The sequence below is a fragment of the Spirillospora sp. NPDC049652 genome (genome assembly GCF_040675125.1).
Classification (GTDB): domain Bacteria; phylum Actinomycetota; class Actinomycetes; order Streptosporangiales; family Streptosporangiaceae; genus Spirillospora.
Genome location: NZ_JBFAOF010000011.1, coordinates 1 through 20,434 on the forward strand (window position 1 = coordinate 1; position 20,434 = coordinate 20,434).

Genomic DNA, 20,434 nt, shown 5'->3' on the forward strand with positions numbered 1-20,434 from the left:
GCTCGTCCCAGGCCGGCTTCGCGGAGCCGCCGGCCGGGCGGCCGGCGGGCTTGGCGGCCGCGGACGGCATGGACGTCGACCTGGCCGAGGACGGCTTGTCCTCGACCTTCGGCAGGTCGTGCTTGGTCTCGTCGACGGGCGGGGTGATGTCCACCGTCGCCTCGTCGCGCCCGGGCTTGGACGCGGCGGGCACGGCCTTCCCCCGGTCCGACCTGCCGGACGCCGTGCCCTTGTTCACCAAGGGCTTGTCCGTACCGGGCTCGCTGCTCACGTGACCTCCTGGCCTGGCGGCGCGGACGCGGCGGCGGGCGGGAGGGTCACTCGCCCTCTCCTGCCTCGGCCGTGTCGTCCTCGCCGGTGTCCTCCATGGACTCTACGTTCCTCGCGATCGCGACGACGCCGTCGCCGTTCGCGAGGTTCATCAGCCGGACCCCCATGGTCTGCCGACCGGACTGCTTGATCTCCGCCGCGGTCGTCCGGATGACCCCCCCGGAGGCGGTCATCGCGAAGACCTCGTCGTCCGGGCCGACCATCAGCGCCCCGACCAACCGGCCGCGAGATTCCACGATCTTAGCGGTGAGCACTCCCTTACCCCCACGTCCCTGGCGGGGATATTGGTCAATCGGGGTGCGCTTCGCATAGCCACCTTCGGTCGCCACCAGGACATCCTGGGACGGATCGGACGCAACCAGCATGTTCAGCAACTGCTGCTCGCCCTCGAACCGCATGCCGATCACGCCGGAGGTCGCCCGGCCCATCGGACGCAGCGAGTCGTCGTCCGCCGAGAACCGGATCGACTGCGCGTTGGTGGACACCATCAGCAGGTCGTCGTCCGGGGACACCAGCCGGGCCGCGATGACCTCGTCGTCGTCGGCCAGGTTGATCGCGATGATGCCGCCGGTGCGGGGCGAGTCGAAGTCGCGCAGCGCGGTCTTCTTCACCTTGCCCTTGCTGGTGGCGAGCACCAGGTACGGGGCGACGTCGTAGTCGCGCAGGTCCATGACCTGGGCGATGTGCTCGTCCGGCTGGAAGGCGAGCAGGTTCGCGACGTGCTGGCCGCGCGAGTCGCGCCCCGAGTCCGGCAGCTCGTAGGCCTTGGCCCGGTAGACCCGGCCCTTGTTGGTGAAGAACAGGATCCAGTGGTGCGTCGTGGTGACGAAGAACTGGTCGACGATGTCGTCCTGCTTCAGCTGCGCGCCGCGCACGCCCTTGCCGCCGCGCCGCTGCGCCCGGTAGTGGTCGGTGCGGGTGCGCTTGGCGTAGCCGCCGCGGGTGATCGTGACGACCACGTCCTCCTCGGCGATGAGGTCCTCGTAGGACACGTCGCCGTCGAAGGGGATGATCTCGGTGCGGCGCTCGTCGCCGTACTTCTCCACGATCGGCGCGAGCTCCTCGCCGACGATCGCGCGCTGCCGCTCGGGCGAGGCCAGGATCTCGTTGTAGTCGGCGATCTCGGCCATCAGCTTGTCGTACTCGTCGATGATGGCCTGGCGCTCCAGGGCGGCCAGCTTGCGCAGCTGCATGTCCAGGATGGCCTGCGCCTGGATCTCGTCGATCTCCAGCAGCGCCATCAGGCCCCGCTGCGCCTCCTGCGCGGACGGCGACCGGCGGATCAGCGCGATGACCTCTTCGATCCGGTCGAGCGCCTTCAGCAGCGCGCGCAGGATGTGGGCGCGCTCCTCGGCCTTGCGCAGCAGGTACCGGGTGCGGCGGACGATCACGTCGATCTGGTGCTCGACCCAGTACCGGATGAACTGGTCGAGGCGCAGCGTGCGCGGCACGCCGTCCACCAGCGCGAGCATGTTCGCGCCGAACGTCTCCTGCAGCTGGGTGTGCTTGTACAGGTTGTTGAGGACGACCTTGGCGACCGCGTCCCGCTTGAGGACGATCACCAGGCGCTGGCCGGTGCGGCCGGACGTCTCGTCCCGCACGTCGGCGATGCCGTCGAGCTTGCCGTCCTTGACCAGCTCGGCGATCTTGAGGGCGAGGTTGTCCGGGTTGACCTGGTACGGCAGCTCGGTGACCACCAGGCAGGTGCGGTTCTGGATCTCCTCGACCTCGACCACCGCGCGCATGGTGATCGAGCCGCGCCCGGTGCGGTAGGCCTCCTCGATGCCCTTGCGGCCGACGATCAGCCCGGCGGTCGGGAAGTCCGGGCCCTTGACCCGCTCGATCAGGGCCTCGAGCAGCTCGTCGTCCGCGGCGCCGTAGTTCTCCAGGTACCACTGGACGCCCTCGGCGACCTCGCGCAGGTTGTGCGGCGGGATGTTGGTCGCCATCCCGACCGCGATGCCCGCCGAGCCGTTGACCAGCAGGTTCGGGTAGCGGGACGGCATGACGGTCGGCTCCGCCGAACGACCGTCGTAGTTCGGCGTGAAGTCGACGGTCTCCTTGTCGATGTCGCGCAGCAGCTCCATCGCCAGGGGGGCCATGCGGCACTCGGTGTACCGCATCGCCGCGGCCGGGTCGTTGCCGCGCGAGCCGAAGTTGCCGTTGCCGTCGACCAGCGGGTACCGCATCGCCCACGGCTGGGCCAGCCGGACGAGCGCGTCGTAGATGGCCGAGTCGCCGTGCGGGTGGTAGTTGCCCATGACGTCGCCGACGACGCGCGCGCACTTGAAGTAGCCGCGGTCGGGCCGGTAGCCGCCGTCGTACATCGCGTACAGGACGCGGCGGTGCACGGGCTTCAGGCCGTCACGGACCTCGGGCAGCGCGCGCGCCACGATGACCGACATCGCGTAGTCGAGGTAGCTGGTCTGCATCCGCTGCTGGATGTCGACCGGCTCGATCCGCCCGCCGCCGCTCCCGCCGGTGCCCCCGCCATCGGTGGTCGTTTCAGTCACTTGCGTCAAACCTCTGCTCTAGTGGTTCTTCCGGGCGGACTCAGATGTCCAGGAAGCGGACGTCCTTGGCGTTGCGCTGGATGAACTCGCGGCGCGGTTCGACCTCCTCGCCCATCAGGACGCTGAACAGCTCGTCGGCCTGCGCGGCGTCGTCCAGCTGGATCTGCATCAGGACGCGGCGGTCCGGGTCCATGGTGGTGTCCCAGAGCTCGTCGGCGTTCATCTCACCGAGGCCCTTGAACCGCTGCACCTGGTCGCGGGGGCGCGGGTCGCGGCGGCCGGCCGCGATGCCCTGCTCGATGATCTGGTCGCGCTCGGGGTCGGAGTAGGCGTAGTCGGCGTCGTTGCCGCGGGCGTCCCACTTGATCTTGTACAGCGGTGGCTTGGCCAGGTAGACGTGGCCGGCCTCGATCAGCGGCCGCATGAACCGGAACAGCAGGGTCAGCAGCAGCGTGTTGATGTGGTGACCGTCCACGTCGGCGTCCGACATCAGGATGATCTTGTGGTAGCGGAGCTTGGTGATGTCGAACTCGTCGTGCACGCCGGTGCCGAGGGCGGTGATGATCGCCTGCACCTCGTTGTTCTTGAGGATCTTGTCGATGCGCGCCTTCTCGACGTTCAGGATCTTGCCGCGGATCGGCAGGATGGCCTGGTACATCGGGTTGCGGCCGCCCTTGGCCGAGCCGCCGGCGCTGTCGCCCTCGACGATGTAGACCTCGGACATCGCCGGGTCGGTGGACTGGCAGTCCGACAGCTTGCCGGGCAGCGAGGTCGACTCCAGCAGGCTCTTGCGCCGGGTCAGGTCGCGCGCCTGGCGGGCCGCGACCCGGGCGCGCGCCGCCTGGGTGGCCTTGTTGATGATCTCCTTGGCCTCGCCCGGGTTCTCCTCGAACCAGTCGCGCAGGTGCTCGTTGCAGGCCTTCTGGACGAACGACTTGGCCTCGGTGTTGCCGAGCTTGGTCTTGGTCTGGCCCTCGAACTGCGGGTCGGCCAGCTTGATCGAGATGATCGCGGTGAGACCCTCGCGGACGTCCTCGCCGGTGAGGTTGTCGTCCTTGTCGCGCAGCAGGCCCTTGTCGCGCGCGTACCGGTTGACGATCGTGGTCAGCGCGGCGCGGAAGCCCTCCTCGTGGGTGCCGCCCTCGGCCGTGTTGATCGTGTTCGCGAAGGTGTGCACGGACTCGGCGTACGACGCGTTCCACTGCATCGCGATCTCCACGGACATGCCCGCGGTGTCGTCGCTGAAGTAGATGACCGAGTCGTGGACCTGTTCCTTCTTCGCGTTGATGTAGCGGACGAAGTCCTCGATGCCGCCCTCGTAGTGGAAGGTGACCTCGCGCGGCTCGCCCTCCTCGGTGGAGTGCTCCGGCCGCTCGTCCCGCAGGCTGATCGACAGGCCGCGGTTCAGGAACGCCATCTCCTGCATGCGGCGCGACAGCGTCTCGAACGACCACTCGGTGGTCTCGAAGACGTCCGGGTCGGCCCAGAAGGTGATCGTGGTGCCGGTCTCGTCGGTCGGGTCGCCCTTCTCCAGCGGGCCGAGCGCGCCCTTCCAGTTGTAGGACTGCCGCCAGTAGTGGCCGTCGGTGCGGATCTCGGCGTCCAGGCGGGTGGACAGCGCGTTCACGACGGCCGAGCCGACGCCGTGCAGGCCGCCGGAGACCGCGTAGGACTTGCCGTCGAACTTGCCGCCCGCGTGCAGCGTGGTCAGCACGAGCTCGACCGCCGGCTTCTTCTCCACCGGGTGCAGCCCGACCGGGATGCCGCGGCCGTTGTCGGTGACGCGGACACCGTTGTCGGCCAGCAGCGTGACCGTGATCGTGTCGGCGTAACCGGCCAGCGCCTCGTCGACCGAGTTGTCGACGATCTCGTAGACCAGGTGGTGCAGGCCGCGCTCCCCGGTCGATCCGATGTACATGCCAGGGCGCTTGCGCACCGCCTCAAGGCCCTCAAGGACAGTGATCGAACTAGCGTCGTACGCCAAAGGAGATCCTCCTGCCGGGGACGCTCGCCGTCCCGCGATTGACGCGGTGTGCCCCGTAACACACGTAAGGGACGCCCACTACTCCTCGTCGGTGTCGGACAGAGCCTGGGCGACCCACGGCGGCGCAACATCCTGAACCTCCACCATCTTACCCGCTCAGAACTCGGAAAGAGGCACTGACGGCCGCTGTGCGCGCGTGTGCCGCTCGAACGGGCCCGGAGATGCATCCCCCCATGGATCCAGGGGTGTTCTCCGTCCTACGGGACGCTCGCGCCGCGCCGCACCGGATCGCTCCGAACGCATGTTCCCATGCCCCACCGACACTCCTTTCCGGCCTTCTGACCTGCGCTCCCGGCCCCCTCCGGACGACGAGGCGCGGTCCCTCCAGCCTGCCGCGTCCGACCCCGCCGACCACAGCCGTGCTCCGAACTGTGGATAACTCTCCGTCGCCGCCGCGCCGCCACGGCCACACGACGTACGCGGAGTCCGCTGAAACGCATGTCCGACGGCCACTGTGGGACGCCGCGACAACAACGGGGAGCCGGGTGCGGGTCACGGTGAACGTGTGCAGTCGGCGCCCAGCGAGGTCCACGTCCGATGGGCGGACGGGTCAGCGGACGCGCCAGGCCCCGGTTCGGCGAGGGCCGGAGGACGGGCCGACGACCTTGACCCGCTTGACCGTGCCGTGGCCGAGCTGCTCGTTCAGGCGGCGCACGAGCGTGGACGACAGGAGCCGCAACTGGGTCGCCCAGGTGGTGGAGTCGGCGAGAACCGTGAGTTCGCCGTCGTCGAACTTCTCGGGACGGGTGTGCTCGGCGAGTTCCGGCCCGACGAGGCCGGCCCAGTTGCCGAAGACGCCGCCGACCGCGGCGCGCTGCTCCCAGCCTCGGGTGGCGAGCAGGTCGCGGATCGCGTTGCCGAAGGGCTTCGGGTCGCCGCCGCGTCCGGGCTCGCGGACCCGCCCGGTTCCGGCCGGGGACTTGCGCCGCCGTCCCTGGCCGGGGAGGGTGCCGCGCTTGATCGCGTCCGCGCGGGCCTGCGCCAGCGCCTCGCGCGCCAGCTCGATCCCCGACTTGGCCGGAGCTTCGTCGGCGGGGGCGGAAGCCCCGGAATCCACCGGTCCAGAGGGGTTGTCCACATCCCGTGGATTGTTGTTCACCGTTCCTCCCCCTTCCCGAGCCCGGCGTGTCGCGCGGCGGTCATCCCGGCGACACTTCACCATCATCCGCCGCCCCACGGGCCACGGCACCCCCGTTCGTCCCGTTGGACGAAACAGGGGTGGGGGAGACGGCGCCGTCCGCGACCTCGAAGGTGGTGCCGGTGAGCTCGGCCGGGACGTCCGCCGGGACGGCGGCGGTGATCAGGACCTGCTCGGCGGGCGCGACCATCTCGGCCAGGCGGCTGCGGCGGCCCGCGTCGAGCTCGGCGAAGACGTCGTCCAGGATGAGGACGGGGTCGTCGCCGTCCGCGCGCAGGAGGTCGAAGGCGGCGAGGCGGAGCGCGAGGGCGAACGACCACGACTCGCCATGGGACGCGTAGCCGCGCGCGGGGAGATCGCCCAGGCGCAGGACGAGCTCGTCGCGGTGCGGACCCACGAGGCTGACGCCGCGTTCCAGTTCCTGCTTGCGCGCTTCGGCCACACCGCCCAGCAACTGCTCGGCGAGTTGTCCACGGTCTGTGGACAACTCGACACCCTCGCCGAGGGAGCTGCGGTACGTCAGATCGGCCGCGCCGCTGTGCGGAGCGAGTTCGGCGTACGCGCGCGCCACGAGCGGACGCAGCGCCGCGACGAGTTCGAGGCGTGCCGCCAGGAGCTCGGACCCGGTGCGCGCGAGGTGCGTGTCCCAGACGTCCAGCGTGGCCAGGACCTCGGGCCCGGGGGAGCGCCGGTGCGCGGCCGCCGACTTCAACAGGGCGTTGCGCTGCTTGAGGACGCGGTCGTAGTCGGAGCGGACGCCCGCGAAGCGCGGGGCGCGGGCCGTCAGCAGCTCGTCCATGTAGCGGCGGCGCTCGCCGGGGTCGCCCTTCACCAGGGAGAGGTCCTCGGGCGCGAACAGCACCGTCCGCAGCATCCCCAGGATCTCGCGCGGCCTGGGGACGGGGGAGCGGTTCAGCCGGGCGCGGTTGGCCTTCCCCGGGTTGATCTCCAGCTCGATGAGGGCCTTGCGGTCGTCCTTCACAACGCCGGCGCGGACGATGGCGCGCGGCGCGCCCTGGCGGACGAGCGGCGCGTCGGTGGCGGCCCGGTGGCTGCCGTGCGTCGCGACGTACCCGATCGCCTCGACCAGGTTCGTCTTGCCCTGCCCGTTCGGCCCGACGAACGCCGTGACGCCCCTCGTCAGCGGCACCTCGGCGGTCGCGTACGAGCGGAAGTCCTGGAGCGAGAGATGGGCGACATGCACGAGACACGAGGGTAGGCCCTCCCACCAGGCGTCCCGCACGCCTCCAGCTCACCACGTGTGTCCCGCGCCGGGCGCAGGCGGCGGGCCCACAGGCTGTGGACGACGGCGCCGACGGCCGAGCCCCGGCGTCCCCAGGGTGGGGATGCCGGGGCTCGGGCGGCCGGGAGTGGCGGTCAGACCTTGGGGGGCTCGACGTCCGCGCCGGGGGAGTCGGCGCCCTTGGCGGACTCCACGGCGTGGCCGCCGAACTGGTTCCGGAGGGCGGCGACGATCTTCATGGCGGGGGAGTCGTCCTGCCGCGAGGAGAACCGCGCGAACAGGGACGCGGTGATCGCCGGGAGCGGGACGGCGTGGTCGACGGCGGCCTGCACGGTCCAGCGGCCCTCGCCGGAGTCGTTGGCGTAGCCGCGGATCTCGCCGAGCTCGGGGTCGTCGGCCAGCGCGCGGTTCATCAGGTCCAGCAGCCAGGACCGGATGACCGTGCCCTCCTGCCAGGAGCGGAAGGTGCCCGGGACGTCGGTGACGACGTCGGAGGCCTCGATCAGCTCGTAGCCCTCGCCGAACGCCTGCATCATCGCGTACTCGATGCCGTTGTGGACCATCTTCACGAAGTGGCCCGCGCCGATCTTGCCCGAGTGGACGAACCCGAACTCGCCCTCCGGCTTCAGCGTCTCGAAGATCGGCATGAGCCGCTTCACGTTCTCGTCGGACCCGCCGACCATCAGCGCGTAGCCGTTCTGGAGCCCCCACACCCCGCCGGACACGCCGCAGTCCACGAAGCCGATGCCCTTCTCGGCCAGCTCGGCGCCGTGCTTCTGGTCGTCCACATAGTGGGAGTTGCCGCCGTCGACGACGACGTCACCGGGCGACAGCAGTTCCCCCAGCCTGTGGATGGTCTCCTGGGTGGGCTTGCCGGCGGGCACCATCACCCACACCGCGCGCGGCGCGGACAGGCGCTCCAGCAGTTCCTCCACCGAGGCCACGTCGCTGACCTTCGGGTCGCGGTCGTAGCCGACCACGGTGTGGCCGCCGCGGCGCAGACGTTCGGCCATGTTGCCGCCCATCTTGCCGAGACCGATGATTCCGAGCTCCATTGCTTCACTCCCCTGCGTGGCACCGCCGCGCGCGGCACGCGGCGGGCGGATGTCCCCCTGATGCTCCCAGGACGGTCGCCTGGCGGCCCCAGAAGGCCCCGGATCGTCCCGGGGTCCCCTGTTGTGCCCCCGGACGTGGTGCTTACCCAGAGAGTCGCACAGGCATGATCAGGTACCGGTAGTTGGGGTTCTCCCCGTCCTGCGGCGGCTTGCCCGTGAGGACGGCCGGCTTGGTCGGCGTCGTGAACGACAGCCGCGCGACGTCCGAGCCGATCGCCGACAGGCCGTCCAGCAGGAAGCCGTGGTTGAAGGCGATGTCGATGTCCTCGCCCTCCAGCGTGGCCTCCAGGGCCTCCACGGCCTGCGCCTCGTCGCCGGTGCCCGCCTCCAGCACCACCTCGCCCTGCCGGAACGACAGCCGGACGGGCGTGTTGCGCTCGGCGACCAGCGACACGCGCTTGACCGCCTCGATGAACGACGCGGTCGAGACCTCGGCGTTGCCCGCGTACTCGCTCGGCAGCAGCGAGCGGTACTTGACGAAGTCGCCGTCCAGCAGCCGGGAGGTGGTGCGGCGGCCGCCGCCCTCGAACCCGATCATGCCCTCGCCCGCGCCGCCCTCGGAGCCGCCGAGGGCGATCGAGACCTCGGCGCCCGCGGTCAGCGACTTGGCGGTGTCGGCGAGCGTCTTGGCGGGCACCAGGGCCACGGCGGAGAAGTCCGGCCGCTCCGGCTTCCAGTGCAGCTCCCGGACCGCCAGGCGGTACCGGTCGGTGGACGCGAGGGTGACGGTCTCGCCCTCGATCTCCACCCGGACGCCGGTCAGCATCGGGATCGTGTCGTCGCGTCCGGCGGCGATCGCCACCTGGGACACCGCCGCGGCGAACTCGTCGGAGCCGACCGAGCCGGCGGCGGGCGGCATCGCCGGCAGCGTCGGGTAGTCCTCCACAGGCATGGTGAGGAGTGTGAACTTCGCCGAGCCGCAGCGGAGCATCACCTTCGCCCCGTCGGTCGTCACCTCCACAGGGTGGGGAGGAAGGCTGCGGCAGATCTCGGCGAGCAGCCGGCCGGAGACCAGGGCGGTGCCCGGCTCCTCGGTGTCGATGTCGGTGGACACCTGGGCGGACACCTCGTAGTCGAACGCCGACAGCTTCAGCCGGTCGCTCGCCTCGATGTGCATCCCGGCGAGGACGGGCACCGGGGGGCGCACCGGGAGGGTGCGCGCCGTCCAGGCCACGGCGTCGGCCAGGGCGTCTCTGTCGATGCGGAACTTCAAGGGGACCCGCCTCCTGCAGGTTTCGGGCAACGGTGCGCCGGACAGATCTCGGTCGGGGCCGGGCTCACGGATTTCCCCAGGCCCTGAGTTGAGATGGATCTTTTCTTGAGTAGAGATAAGAGGAAGTACTAGTCATAGGGGCGGTGGATAGTGTGGACAACCCGCGTTCTCGCAGGTGAGACCGCGAGTCTTCATCCACCGGCCCTGTGCAGAGGCCGTGGACGACGCGGCGCGGCCTGGGGACGGCGAAACGTTCCCCACACGTCGTCCTCAAGTCATCCCCCGGTTGTCCACGAGTTTTCCGCAGGTTCTCCCCGCCCTCCCGGCCCGGTCGCGGCGCGACGCCGGTCCGGCGGGCTCCGGGGAGGCCGTGTGCACAGGCCGTCCCCAGCTTGTCCACGGACTCGTCCCCATGATGCCGGGTGGCCGTCCCCAGCCTGTCCCCAATCCGTCCACGAGTCGTCCTCAGATTCAACGGGGTTGTCCGCAGGTTTTCCCCCGGTTATCCACCGCGCGGGGCGGGGTTATCCCCAGGGCAGGTGAGTCGATCTTGGACGGGCGCCCCCGCGGACGGCCGTTCCCGGCGCCGGACGGGCAGGTTCAGCGCTTGCGCGCCTGGTGCTTGATGCGCCCGGTCAGCTCGGTCACCTGGTTGTAGATCGCCCGCCGTTCGGCCATCAAGCTGCGGATCTTCCGCTCGGCGTGCATGACCGTGGTGTGGTCGCGGCCGCCGAACTGCTGGCCGATCTTGGGCAGCGACAGGTCGGTCAGCTCCCGGCAGAGGTACATCGCGATCTGCCGAGCGGTGACGAGCATCCGGGAACGCGACGGTCCACAGAGGTCCTCGATCGTCGTCCCGAAGTACTCCACAGTCTGAGCCATGATCATCGGGGCGGTGATCTCCGGCCCGATGTCGTTGGGGATGAGGTCCTTCAGCACGATCTCGGCCAGCTTCATGTCCACCGACTGGCGGTTGAGGCTGGCGAACGCGGTGACGCGGATCAGCGCCCCCTCCAGCTCGCGGATGTTCGTCGCGATCTGGGAGGCGATGAACTCCAGCACGTCCGGCGGCGCGGCCAGGCCCTCCTGGCGGGCCTTCTTCTGCAGGATCGCGATGCGCGTCTCCAGCTCGGGCGGCTGGACGTCGGTCGTCAGGCCCCACTCGAACCGGTTGCGCAGCCGGTCCTCGAGCGTGACGAGGTCCCGGGGCGGACGGTCGGACGAGATCACGATCTGCTTGGACGCGTTGTGCAGCGTGTTGAAGGTGTGGAAGAACTCCTCCTGCGTCTGCTCCTTGCCCTCCAGGAACTGGATGTCGTCCACGAGCAGGATGTCGACGTCCCGGTAGCGGCGGCGGAACCCGTCCGCCTTGCCGTCCCGGATGGAATTGATGAAGTCGTTGGTGAACTCCTCGGAGCTCACGTAGCGCACGCGCGCGCCGTTGAACAGGCTCTGCGCGTAGTGGCCGATGGCGTGCAGCAGGTGCGTCTTGCCGAGGCCCGAGTCGCCGTAGATGAACAGCGGGTTGTACGCCTTGGCGGGCTGCTCGGCCACGGCGACGGCCGCCGCGTGGGCGAACCGGTTGGACGAGCCGATGACGAACGTCTCGAACGTGTACTTCGGGTTCAGCCGTCCGGGCTCGGCCGCCTGCTGGCCGGACGCGCCGGCTCCGGCGGGTACGGGCGCCGCGCCGGCGTCGTCGTCCCGGAAGGGCTGGTCGGCGTCGCCGCCACCCCGGTAGGGCGGACGCTCCGAACCGATCTGGAAGACGTCCGAGGGCGGGAACGGCGAACCCTGCGGGCCGCCCGCCGCGCCGCCGTCGGGCCGTCCGCCGCGGGACGGCTCGGAGCCGCCGCGCTGCGGGTCCCGCTCGGGACGCACCGTGCCGAGCGTGCGGTCGTTCAGGTGCGAGGGCGCGTGGGAGGCGCCGGGCGCCGCGCCGCCGCCCATGCCGGGACGGCCATTGGGACGCGGGCCGCCGTAACCGCCATGGTCGGACCCGGGGTATCCGCCGCTCTTGTCGCCGCCCTGCCCCGGCTCACCCGGGTAGCCACCGCCGCCCGGCCCGGCCGCGCCGTAGCGGTCGTGCTCGGAGCCCGGGTACCGGTCCTGGTCGGAGGACGCGGAGAAGCGGTCTTCGGACGGGTAGCGCTCCTGGTCGGAACCGGCGGGATATCCACCGCCCTGTGGATTACGGCCCTGGCCTTCGAACGGCGAGCGTCCACCACCCGGCCCGTAGCCCTGGGGGCGGCCTCCGTACTCTCCGCCGGGACGCTGGGACCAGCCGCGGTCGTCGTCCTCGCGCTGGCCCGCCCACCCGCGGTCGTCCTCGTCGCGCTGGGGCCCCGGGGACCAGCCGCGCTCACGGTCACGCTCGCGGTCGTCGTCCTGGCCAGGTGGGTAGTTCGACGGCCCGTACCCGCGATCGGCGAAAGGCTTGTCCGGGTAGGGGCGCTCGCCATAGGAACGCCCTTCGTAACCCTGGTCGCCATAGGAACGATCTCGGTCGCCACGGTAGGACGGCGGCGCGTCGTCACCCCGGTAAGGCTGCTCGTCGCCCCTGTAGGGCGGCCCGTCAGTCTGTCCTTGCCCGCCCTCGTGCGCGGGCGCGGGTACGGGTGCCTCCGGCTGGACGGTCACCGCTACGCGGATCTCCCGGCCGAGCTCCTCCGACAGGGCCTGGGTGATGAGGCCGCGCAGCCGGTTCTCCAGAGCGCTCTTCGCGAACTCGTTGGGGGCGGCCAGAAGAGCGGTGTCCTCCACGAGCGCCAGCGGGCGGACGAGCGGAAGCCAGGCGCGGTGGTTGGGAGAAAGGTCACGGTCGGCGAGTGCCGCCACCGCGCGCGCCCAGGCGGATCCGAGATTCTGTCCGTCCATGCGCAAAGACCCTCCCGATGGCTCCGCCCACAGTGGTCGCGCGGAGAACCCTCAACCCGTCGATCCCACCGGTACGCACGGGTGCCGAAAGGCCCGTCCACTCAGCGGGAGACCTACTCTCTCACGAGTTGTCCACAGAGTTGTCCACAGCATGTGCATGAACAGGGGGACGCCTGTGTAAAAGTCCATGGCGCGGCCCAGGGAGCCGTGGATAACCGGGGGGTCGTGGTCTCGGAGAACCCCGCGAGACCTGCGAGAAGTAGGAGAACCGGTCGGCTGGAGCGCACATACCGGGAAACTCGTCCCGTCACTGTAGGGCCTGCCTCCGGATGGTCGCAACACGCCTCACGAACCCCGTCCGCACCGCCTTGTCCCCACAAGATCCACAGTTACCCACAGCCTTCGCGCGGGCGCACGAGGGCTTGTCAGGATTCCTTGACAAGCGCCTCCCGCGCGGGCGCACGAGCCCGACGAGAAGGGCGTCATGGATGTGGACAAGGTCACGCCCGCCGCACTGGGAGAAAACGGATATTCGCCCGAGATGGCGGACGGTCCCGCTTCCGAGCCGAAGATCAGCAGGTGTCGGGGGCCGCTCCGTTTGACCGGACCGGCGAGTAGCCCGTAACGTGCTGAGGTCGAGTCGCATCGACGGAGATGACGCGTGCCCGCCGTCTCGCCCTTTCACGGAGAGCCGGGTGGGCCCCCGCTGCGGGGGACCGGACGCGGCCCGCGGTGCGAATCATCGAGCCTGTATCTCGCCGACCGCAGCACTGGAGCCTCAAGTGAGCAAGCGTACTTTCCAGCCGAACAACCGTCGTCGCCACAAGAAGCACGGCTTCCGGCTGCGCATGCGCACCCGTGCCGGGCGCGCCGTCCTTTCCGCGCGGCGTGGCAAGGGCCGCGCCCGCATCGCGGTCTGACCCACCTCTGACGCAATGCTGCCGTCCGGACACCGGATGCGGCGGCGGGACGACTTCACCCTGGCCGTCCGGCGCGGGCGACGCGCCGGACGGCCTACTGTCGTCGTGCACCTGCTCCGCAGGGATCCCTCCGCCGCGCCGTTCCCCGCCGAGGCGCGTGCCGGTTCGCGGCCCGCGAACGCCGCCGCGCCTCGGAACGGGGAGCGCCGGTCGTCCGGGCCGGGTGGCCGGCCTGCGCAGGGCGGGGCGTCCCATGGGGACGCCTCCGCTCCGGCGGGTCGTGGGGAAGCCGCCTCCGGCGGGTCGGGCCGTTCGGCCACAGGCGAACCACAGCCTGTGGATAACCGGTCCCTCGGCGCTAACGACGCGTCCCCTTCGGTCGTTTCCATGAATGTGGACAACGAGCGCGGAGACGGCGCAATGCGTCATGTCCCCCGCGAATCCGGAGCGACCGGACGCGAGGAGCCCGCCCTGGTCGGGTTCATCGTGGCCCGGACGGTCGGGAACGCCGTCGTCCGGAACCAGGTGCGGCGCAGGCTGCGGCACCTCGTGCGTGCGCGCCTCGACCGACTTCCGGAGGGTAGCCTGCTCGTAGTGCGCGCCAACCCCGCAGCGGGGGTGGCGCGCGGTGACGAACTGGCCGCGGATCTCGATTCCGCCCTCGACCGGGTGCTGCGGCAGACCTCCAAGGGACGGACATGACGAGCGGACCGGCGGGTGCGCAGCCCGCGGACTCCCCGGTCGGACCCGACCGCGCGGACTCCCCGGTCGATCCGGGTGAGCGGGGCACGGCGCCGCGCCCGGGGCCGGTGGCCGCCGTCCTGATCCTGCTCGTCCGCGGCTACCGCCGCTTCCTGAGCCCCCTGCTCGGGCAGCAGTGCCGGTTCCAGCCCACCTGCAGCGCCTACGGGCTGAAGGCCCTCCAGGAGCACGGCGCGCTGCGCGGCTCCTGGCTGACGGTGCGCCGGATCGCCCGGTGCCACCCGTTCAACCCCGGCGGTTACGACCCGGTTCCGCCGCGCCGCGACCGCGCCTCCGCCCCCGACGCGGACTCCGGGGGGCCGTCCGCGGACGGCGCCGCCCGGCGTCCCGCTGACGGCGGCCCGCGCGCCCAGGCCGCGGAACCCCCGAAGACCTCCGGCCGCGAGCAGAGCGGCCCCGCCCCAGCAGAGCCCAAGGAGCTGCCCGGTGCTTGACTGGTTGTACACGATCGTCTCCCAGCTCATCGTGTGGATTCACTCCGCACTGAGCGTGGTCTTCCCGAAGGACAGCGGGTGGGCCTGGGCAGGCTCGATCATCCTGCTGACCGTCCTGCTGCGGCTGCTCCTGGTTCCGCTGTTCGTCAAGCAGATCCACGCGTCCCGGAAGATGCAGGAGCTCAACCCGAAGGTCCAGGCGCTTCGCAAGAAGTACAAGAACGACAAGCAGCGCCTCAACCAGGAGGTCATGAAGCTCTACCAGGAGAACGGCGCCAACCCGCTGTCGGGCTGCCTGCCGCTCCTGGTGCAGATGCCGGTGTTCATCGGCCTCTTCCAGGTGCTCAAGCGCATCTCGGACGCCAAGCCGGGCCACGGCGTCTTCAAGATGTCGCCGGACCTGGTGCACAGCGCGCAGAACGCGCCGATCTTCGGGTCGCACATCTCCGACACGTTCCTCAACGCCTGGAGCCACAGCCCCAAGAGCTGGAACGCGCTGATCATCACCGGCGCCGCGGTCGTCATCTCGTCCGTCACCACGTTCTTCACCGTCCGCGCCAGCATGAAGCGCCAGACGCCGATGGCGGACGAGAACAACCCGATGATGCAGGCCCAGAAGATGATGGTCTTCCTGGCCCCCGCGTTCGGCCTGTTCGGCCTCGGGTTCCCGCTGGGCGTGCTCATGTACTGGGTGACGTCCAACTCCTGGACGCTGGCGCAGTCGCACTACATCTACAAGCGCTACCAGTCGCCCGAGGCGCTCGAGAAGGCCAAGGAGGGCGCCAAGACCCCGGCGGCCGCCGGAGCCAAGGCCAAGAAGGGCGCCGGCGCGTCCGGCGCGTCCGCCGCGTCGGGCACCGAGGGCTCGGACGCGTCCGACGCCGCCGCGGCGCCCAAGGCCGTCCGCAACCAGCCGACGCGTAAGCCGCGCAGCAAGCGCAGCGGCTCCCAGAAGCGCTAGTTTTGACCCCGGTCCGTGCCGAAGAAGGAGATCCCGTGAGCCAGACCGACACCACCGAGGTCGACGTCCAGGCGCTCGAGCAGGAAGGCGAGATCGCCGCCGACTACATCGAGGGCCTGCTGGACATCGGTGACTTCGACGGCGACATCGACATGGACGTCGAGGGCGAGCGCGCGGTCGTCGCGGTCGTCGGCGCGTCCCTGGACGAGCTGGTCGGCAAGCGCGGCGAGGTGCTGGAGGCGCTCCAGGAGCTCACCCGGCTCGCCGTGCACCGCCAGACCGGCGAGCGCAGCCGGCTGATGCTCGACATCGGCGGCTACCGGGAGCGCCGGCGCGCCGAGCTGACCAAGCTGGGCCAGGAGATCTCGGCCGAGGTCAAGCAGGCCGGGGTGGCCAAGCCGCTGGCGCCGATGACCCCGTTCGAGCGCAAGATCGTGCACGACGCGGTTGCCGCCGCCGGGCTGCGCAGCGAGTCGGAGGGCGAGGAGCCCGAGCGCTACGTCGTCGTCCACCCCGCGTAGGTTCCCGGCCTGGGGCTTGGCCCGATCAGGCTCAGGTCCCGCGCCGCGCGAGTTCACAGCGAACCGCCTGCCCGCCCCGTGAGAACGGGATGGACAGGCGGTTCGCTGTTTGTCGGGCGGCTCCGATGTTCTTGTCGGAGCCGTTCGCCGTCGCGGTTCGGCGGTGGTTCCGTGGTAACCGCGATGAGCGGGGTCAACCGTCTGGCGCGGTCCGGATGACCGACGCTCCTCTCCGGCCTGGCTTTTCTCTGCGGCGCGGACGGTCATGGCCGCCGGAACGGCCGAGCCGACCAAGTGACCGCACGCCCACGTTCACTCGTCCGGGGGATTCGCCTCAGCGCTGGTGCGGAGCGCGGCGGCGGGGGGCCGCCGGCGGCGGGTTGGCGGCGGCCGGGTCGTTCGCCAGGGCGGGGTCGTTCGCGATCGCCGGGTCGTTCGCCAGCGCCGGGTCCTGCGCGGCCGGGGGCGGGGCGGCGTAGTCGCTCGGGCTGACGTCGCCGGAGACCGGACGCTCGATCACACGTTCGACGACCTTGGGCTCCTCGGCGGGACGCTCCACGACGCGCTCGACGACGCGCGGCTCCTCGGGACGCTCCACCACGTGCTCCTCGACGATCGCCCGGTCCGGTTCGACGTCGTAGCCGGGGTCCGCGCCCATGATCTGCTGCGACCGCCGCCGCGGCCGCGTGTAGGTGTAGGTGAAGACCATGCTGATCAGGCCGACCAGGATCAGGATCCAGCCGACGAGGTGAATGTCCAGACCGCTGAGGTCGACCCGCACCGCGAAGGCGAGGATCATCCCCAGCGCGATGAAGGCCAGACTGACACCGATTCCCATCTCTCAGTGCTCCTCCCGTCGCGAGTGACAGCGCCGCCCTCCCACCTACCCGGCTGACGCCGAATATGCCTTCCCGCCCGTGCCCACTGGGCTTTCCGCGTCCTCGGCCCGGCGGTTCGGGGGGTTCTGCGGTGGGTCGTGGCGGTGTCCTTGGCAGGGGTGACCTGGCGTGGCGGCGGCCACCCGGTACGCCACCGCCGGTTTTTGTGGAACGATTCGTCTGGTGGGGATTGCAAGTGAGGTATTCGGTGACGCGCTGCCGATCGCGGAACGCTACGCGGAGTTCCTCGCCGGCGCGGGGGTGGAGCGCGGGCTGATCGGCCCGCGCGAGGCCGACCGGCTGTGGGAACGGCATCTGATCAACTGCGCGGTGGTCGCCGAGGCCGTCCCGGAGAACGCCAGGGTCGTCGACATCGGCTCCGGGGCGGGACTTCCGGGCATCGTGCTCGCGATCGTCCGCCCGGATCTGTCGATCACGCTGCTGGAGCCGCTGCTGCGCCGGACGAACTTCCTGAACGAGGCCGTCGAGCTGCTCGGACTCGAGAACGTCGAGGTCCGCCGCGGCCGTGCCGAGGAGGTCGTCAAGGAGTTCTCCATGGACGTGGCGACCGCCCGTGCCGTCGCCCCGCTGGAACGGCTGGCGCGCTGGGCGCTCCCCCTGCTGCGACCCGGCGGTGAGCTGCTGGCGATGAAGGGCGAGCGGGCCGCGGCGGAGATCGAGGAGGCCGCGCCGGTGCTCAAGCGATTCGGTGTGCGGACCACTGAACTACTCCAAGTCGGACAAGGTAAGGTCGAGCCGCCGACAACGCTTGTCCGGGTGGTGGCCGAACGCGCGCCGCGTCCCGCAAAAGGGTCGAAGAAGAGGTCTTCATGAGCACGGGACCGGTACCGGGCCGCTCTGGCAGCCCCGACGAATCCGCTGACGAGCAGGGTGCCGCACCCGCGGGGCGCCTTCCCGGTCAGGCCGATGCGCCGGAACGTCCAGACGACCGGTCCGGTCCCGGAGCCCACCAGGCCGGACGGCCCGCCGCGGCCGCCGCCGACCCTGCGGGCACGGGCCACCGGCCCGAGGTGCCGCGCCCCGCGGAGGGCGGTCAGGCGCAGGAGGGCGGCGGATCCGCCCCCTCGGGCCACGCGATGTGGGGAAACACGACGTCCGGAACCGCGGAGAACGTCGGGTACGTCCCGGCCGGAGGCGGCGCCACGCTGCCCGCCCCGCGGCAGGGACACACTCAGGGGGAGTCAGAACTCGTGCGCGAGGCGCTGAAGGACGCCAAGGTTTCACATGAAACCGCCGCGACCGCGCTCAAGGTGAGACCGGGGACGGGCCGCCGGGACGCCGAATGGCCCCGGCCCGGCCGCTGCCGGATCATCTCGGTCGCCAACCAGAAGGGCGGCGTGGGCAAGACGACCACGTCGGTGAACATCGCCGCCTCGCTGGCCATGCACGGCGCCCGCGTCCTGGTCGTCGACCTGGACCCGCAGGGCAACGCCTCGACCGCCCTCGGCGTGGACCACCACGCGGACATCCCGTCCATCTACGACGTGCTGATCGAGGACACGCCGCTGGCCGACATCGTCGTCCCCGCGCCGGAGATCCCGAACCTGTACTGCGCCCCGGCCACGCTGAACCTCGCGGGCGCGGAGATCGAACTGGTCTCCAAGGTGGCCCGCGAGTCCCGGCTGCGCCGCGCGCTGGACGCCTACGACACCGACGGCTTCGACTACGTGCTCATCGACTGCCCGCCGTCGCTCGGGCTGCTCACGGTGAACGCGCTGGTCGGCGGGGACGAGCTGCTGATCCCGATCCAGTGCGAGTACTACGCGCTGGAGGGCCTCGGGCAGCTCGTCCGCACCGTGGACCTGGTCAAGGCGCACCTGAACCCGAAGGTGAACATCTCCACGATCGTCCTGACGATGTACGACGCCCGGACGCGGCTCGCCGCGCAGGTCGCCGACGACGTCCGCGCCCACTTCGGGGACGTCGTGCTGAACACGGTCATCCCGCGCAGCGTCCGGGTCTCCGAGGCCCCCAGCTACGGGCAGTCCGTGATCACCTATGACCCCGGCTCCAGCGGCGCGCTCGCCTACAGCGAGGCCGCCTCGGAGATGGCGCACCGCTGGGTGGAGGCCGCTCAGTGAGCAAGCAGCCGCGCGGCCTGGGGCGCGGGCTCGGCGCCCTCATCCCGACCGCTCCGCCGCCGCCCCCGGCCGACGACCCGTCCGCCGCCGCCACGGGCCACGCCGGCTCCCCGTCCACCGGACGGGACGCCTCCGCCGGAGGCGCGTACCCCGAGGCCCAGTCGGTCGCCGGCGCGCACTTCGCCGAGCTCCCGCCGCGCCTGATCCGCCCGAACCCGCGCCAGCCGCGGGAGCACTTCGACGACGAGGCGCTGCGCGAGCTGTCCGAGTCGATCGCCATCGTCGGCCTGCTCCAGCCGATCGTCGTCCGGCGCGTCCAGGACGGCACCGAGCACGAGTACGAGCTGATCATGGGCGAGCGCCGGTGGCGCGCCGCCCAGCTGGCCGGGCTCGACGCGGTCCCCGCGATCGTCCGGGACACCGGCGACGACGCGATGCTCCGCGACGCCCTCCTGGAGAACCTGCACCGGCAGCAGCTCAACCCGCTGGAGGAGGCCGCCGCCTACCAGCAGCTCCTGGAGGACTTCGGCGCCACCCACGAGCAGCTCGCCAGCCGCATCGGACGGTCCCGTCCGCATATCACCAACACCCTGCGCCTGCTGAACCTGCCGCCGAACGTCCAGCGGCGGGTGGCCGCGGGCGTCCTGTCGGCCGGCCATGCTCGGGCGCTGCTGTCCCTGGACGGCGCCGAGGCGCAGGACCGGCTGGCCCAGCGCATCGTCGCCGAAGGCCTCTCGGTGCGCGCGGTCGAAGAGATCATCGCCATGCGCGAGGCGGACGAGGAGCCGAAGGCGCCCCGCACCCGGGGCAAGCGTTCGGTGGTCCCGGAGCTCCAGGAGCTCGCCGACCGCCTCTCGGACCGCTACGAGACCCGCGTCCGGGTGGACATGGGCCGCAGCAAGGGCAAGATCGTGGTCGAGTTCGCCACCCTGGAGGACCTCGACCGCATCATCCAGTCGATGGCCCCAGGAGACAAGGGCGTCGAGGACGACTGACCTTCCTCCCCGCAACGCCCGCCTCACCCACCGAGGCGGGCGTTTCCTGTTCCAGCCCCGCGCCTCGAAGCCCTTCTGGAGCTTCGCTCCTGCCGGTTGTTCGGGCCTGGACCTCCAAGTCTTCCCACCCCTTTCGGCCCATCCCACCTCTGGTGAACTGAGCTCCAGGCCTAGCTTCCTACTTCTGGCCTACGTCCCCCTGGCTGCCCGCCTCGGAGGCTATGCCCGGCACTTGAGGCTCACCTTTGATCCCCGCTGGACGGACTGGCTGGCCGGGCAGGGACGCGGTGTTTCACGTGAAACGCCACGCCGTCATGCCCTCAACGCCTGTTGCGGAGTGCCCGGACAGAAGGTGCCATGAGGCAATCCGGAGCGAAGGCCCCGCGCC

16 protein-coding genes and 1 pseudogene are annotated in these 20,434 nt (G+C 70.9%); 8 read left to right on the forward strand and 9 right to left on the reverse strand.

Going from position 1 to position 20,434, the window contains the following annotated elements:
* From AB0J52_RS01880 to dnaA, 8 genes are all read right to left on the reverse strand, one after another.
* Window positions 1-271, reverse strand: a 271-nt coding sequence (locus AB0J52_RS01880; protein ID WP_500179656.1) for a hypothetical protein, incomplete at its 3' end; no start/stop codon positions are given.
* A 46-nt stretch (window positions 272-317) separates the two neighbouring features.
* Window positions 318-2,843 carry a DNA gyrase subunit A gene (gene gyrA, locus AB0J52_RS01885; protein ID WP_500179657.1) on the reverse strand — a complete coding sequence of 842 codons (2,526 nt, stop codon included), beginning with the start codon at window positions 2,841-2,843 and terminating at the stop codon, window positions 318-320.
* A gap of 40 nt (window positions 2,844-2,883) precedes the next feature.
* Complete coding sequence (gyrB, locus tag AB0J52_RS01890) at window positions 2,884-4,827, reverse strand: DNA topoisomerase (ATP-hydrolyzing) subunit B (RefSeq protein WP_500179658.1); 1,944 nt, start codon at window positions 4,825-4,827, stop codon at window positions 2,884-2,886.
* A gap of 610 nt (window positions 4,828-5,437) precedes the next feature.
* Entirely contained in the window at window positions 5,438-5,986 is a 549-nt protein-coding gene (locus AB0J52_RS01895) for a DciA family protein (protein ID WP_500179659.1), read from the reverse strand.
* A gap of 40 nt (window positions 5,987-6,026) precedes the next feature.
* Window positions 6,027-7,229 carry a DNA replication/repair protein RecF gene (gene recF / locus AB0J52_RS01900; protein ID WP_500179660.1) on the reverse strand — a complete coding sequence of 401 codons (1,203 nt, stop codon included), beginning with the start codon at window positions 7,227-7,229 and terminating at the stop codon, window positions 6,027-6,029.
* A gap of 173 nt (window positions 7,230-7,402) precedes the next feature.
* Window positions 7,403-8,323, reverse strand: coding sequence for a phosphogluconate dehydrogenase (NAD(+)-dependent, decarboxylating) (gnd, locus tag AB0J52_RS01905; RefSeq protein WP_500179661.1), 921 nt, complete (start codon window positions 8,321-8,323; stop codon window positions 7,403-7,405).
* 142 nt (window positions 8,324-8,465) lie between these two features.
* Window positions 8,466-9,596, reverse strand: coding sequence for a DNA polymerase III subunit beta (gene dnaN / locus AB0J52_RS01910; RefSeq protein WP_500179662.1), 1,131 nt, complete (start codon window positions 9,594-9,596; stop codon window positions 8,466-8,468).
* Between the two features lie 600 nt (window positions 9,597-10,196).
* Window positions 10,197-12,473, reverse strand: a complete 2,277-nt coding sequence (gene dnaA, locus AB0J52_RS01915; protein ID WP_500179663.1) for a chromosomal replication initiator protein DnaA — start codon at window positions 12,471-12,473, stop codon at window positions 10,197-10,199.
* A 782-nt stretch (window positions 12,474-13,255) separates the two neighbouring features.
* Between dnaA and rpmH the strand changes: the two genes are divergently transcribed.
* The 5 genes and pseudogenes from rpmH (at window position 13,256) to AB0J52_RS01940 (ending at window position 16,071) form a co-directional block, all read left to right on the forward strand.
* Complete coding sequence (rpmH, locus tag AB0J52_RS01920) at window positions 13,256-13,393, forward strand: 50S ribosomal protein L34 (RefSeq protein WP_019633682.1); 138 nt, start codon at window positions 13,256-13,258, stop codon at window positions 13,391-13,393.
* Between the two features lie 420 nt (window positions 13,394-13,813).
* Window positions 13,814-14,095 carry a ribonuclease P protein component gene (gene rnpA, locus AB0J52_RS01925; RefSeq protein WP_500179664.1) on the forward strand — a complete coding sequence of 94 codons (282 nt, stop codon included), beginning with the start codon at window positions 13,814-13,816 and terminating at the stop codon, window positions 14,093-14,095.
* 107 nt (window positions 14,096-14,202) lie between these two features.
* Window positions 14,203-14,493: pseudogene (yidD, locus tag AB0J52_RS01930) on the forward strand (membrane protein insertion efficiency factor YidD); the annotation flags it as partial.
* Window positions 14,494-14,581: 88 nt separating this feature from the next.
* Window positions 14,582-15,550, forward strand: coding sequence for a membrane protein insertase YidC (yidC, locus tag AB0J52_RS01935; protein WP_500179665.1), 969 nt, complete (start codon window positions 14,582-14,584; stop codon window positions 15,548-15,550).
* 35 nt (window positions 15,551-15,585) lie between these two features.
* A complete protein-coding gene (locus AB0J52_RS01940) occupies window positions 15,586-16,071 on the forward strand; it encodes a Jag family protein (protein ID WP_500179666.1) in 486 nt (161 codons plus the stop codon).
* Window positions 16,072-16,405: 334 nt separating this feature from the next.
* Here the strand turns inward: AB0J52_RS01940 and AB0J52_RS01945 are convergent, their stop codons facing one another.
* Window positions 16,406-16,909 carry a DUF6458 family protein gene (locus AB0J52_RS01945; protein ID WP_500179667.1) on the reverse strand — a complete coding sequence of 168 codons (504 nt, stop codon included), beginning with the start codon at window positions 16,907-16,909 and terminating at the stop codon, window positions 16,406-16,408.
* Between the two features lie 223 nt (window positions 16,910-17,132).
* Here AB0J52_RS01945 and rsmG point away from each other — a divergent pair, with 223 nt between their 5' ends.
* The 3 genes from rsmG (at window position 17,133) to AB0J52_RS01960 (ending at window position 20,046) form a co-directional block, all read left to right on the forward strand.
* Window positions 17,133-17,783 carry a 16S rRNA (guanine(527)-N(7))-methyltransferase RsmG gene (gene rsmG / locus AB0J52_RS01950; protein ID WP_500179679.1) on the forward strand — a complete coding sequence of 217 codons (651 nt, stop codon included), beginning with the start codon at window positions 17,133-17,135 and terminating at the stop codon, window positions 17,781-17,783.
* Window positions 17,784-18,160: 377 nt separating this feature from the next.
* Window positions 18,161-19,051 (forward strand): ParA family protein, encoded by an 891-nt coding sequence (locus AB0J52_RS01955; protein WP_500179668.1) that lies wholly within the window; start codon window positions 18,161-18,163, stop codon window positions 19,049-19,051.
* Window positions 19,048-20,046, forward strand: a complete 999-nt coding sequence (locus AB0J52_RS01960) for a ParB/RepB/Spo0J family partition protein (protein ID WP_500179669.1) — start codon at window positions 19,048-19,050, stop codon at window positions 20,044-20,046. Before AB0J52_RS01955 ends, AB0J52_RS01960 begins: the two co-directional genes overlap by 4 nt.
* Window positions 20,047-20,434: the final 388 nt, after the last annotated feature.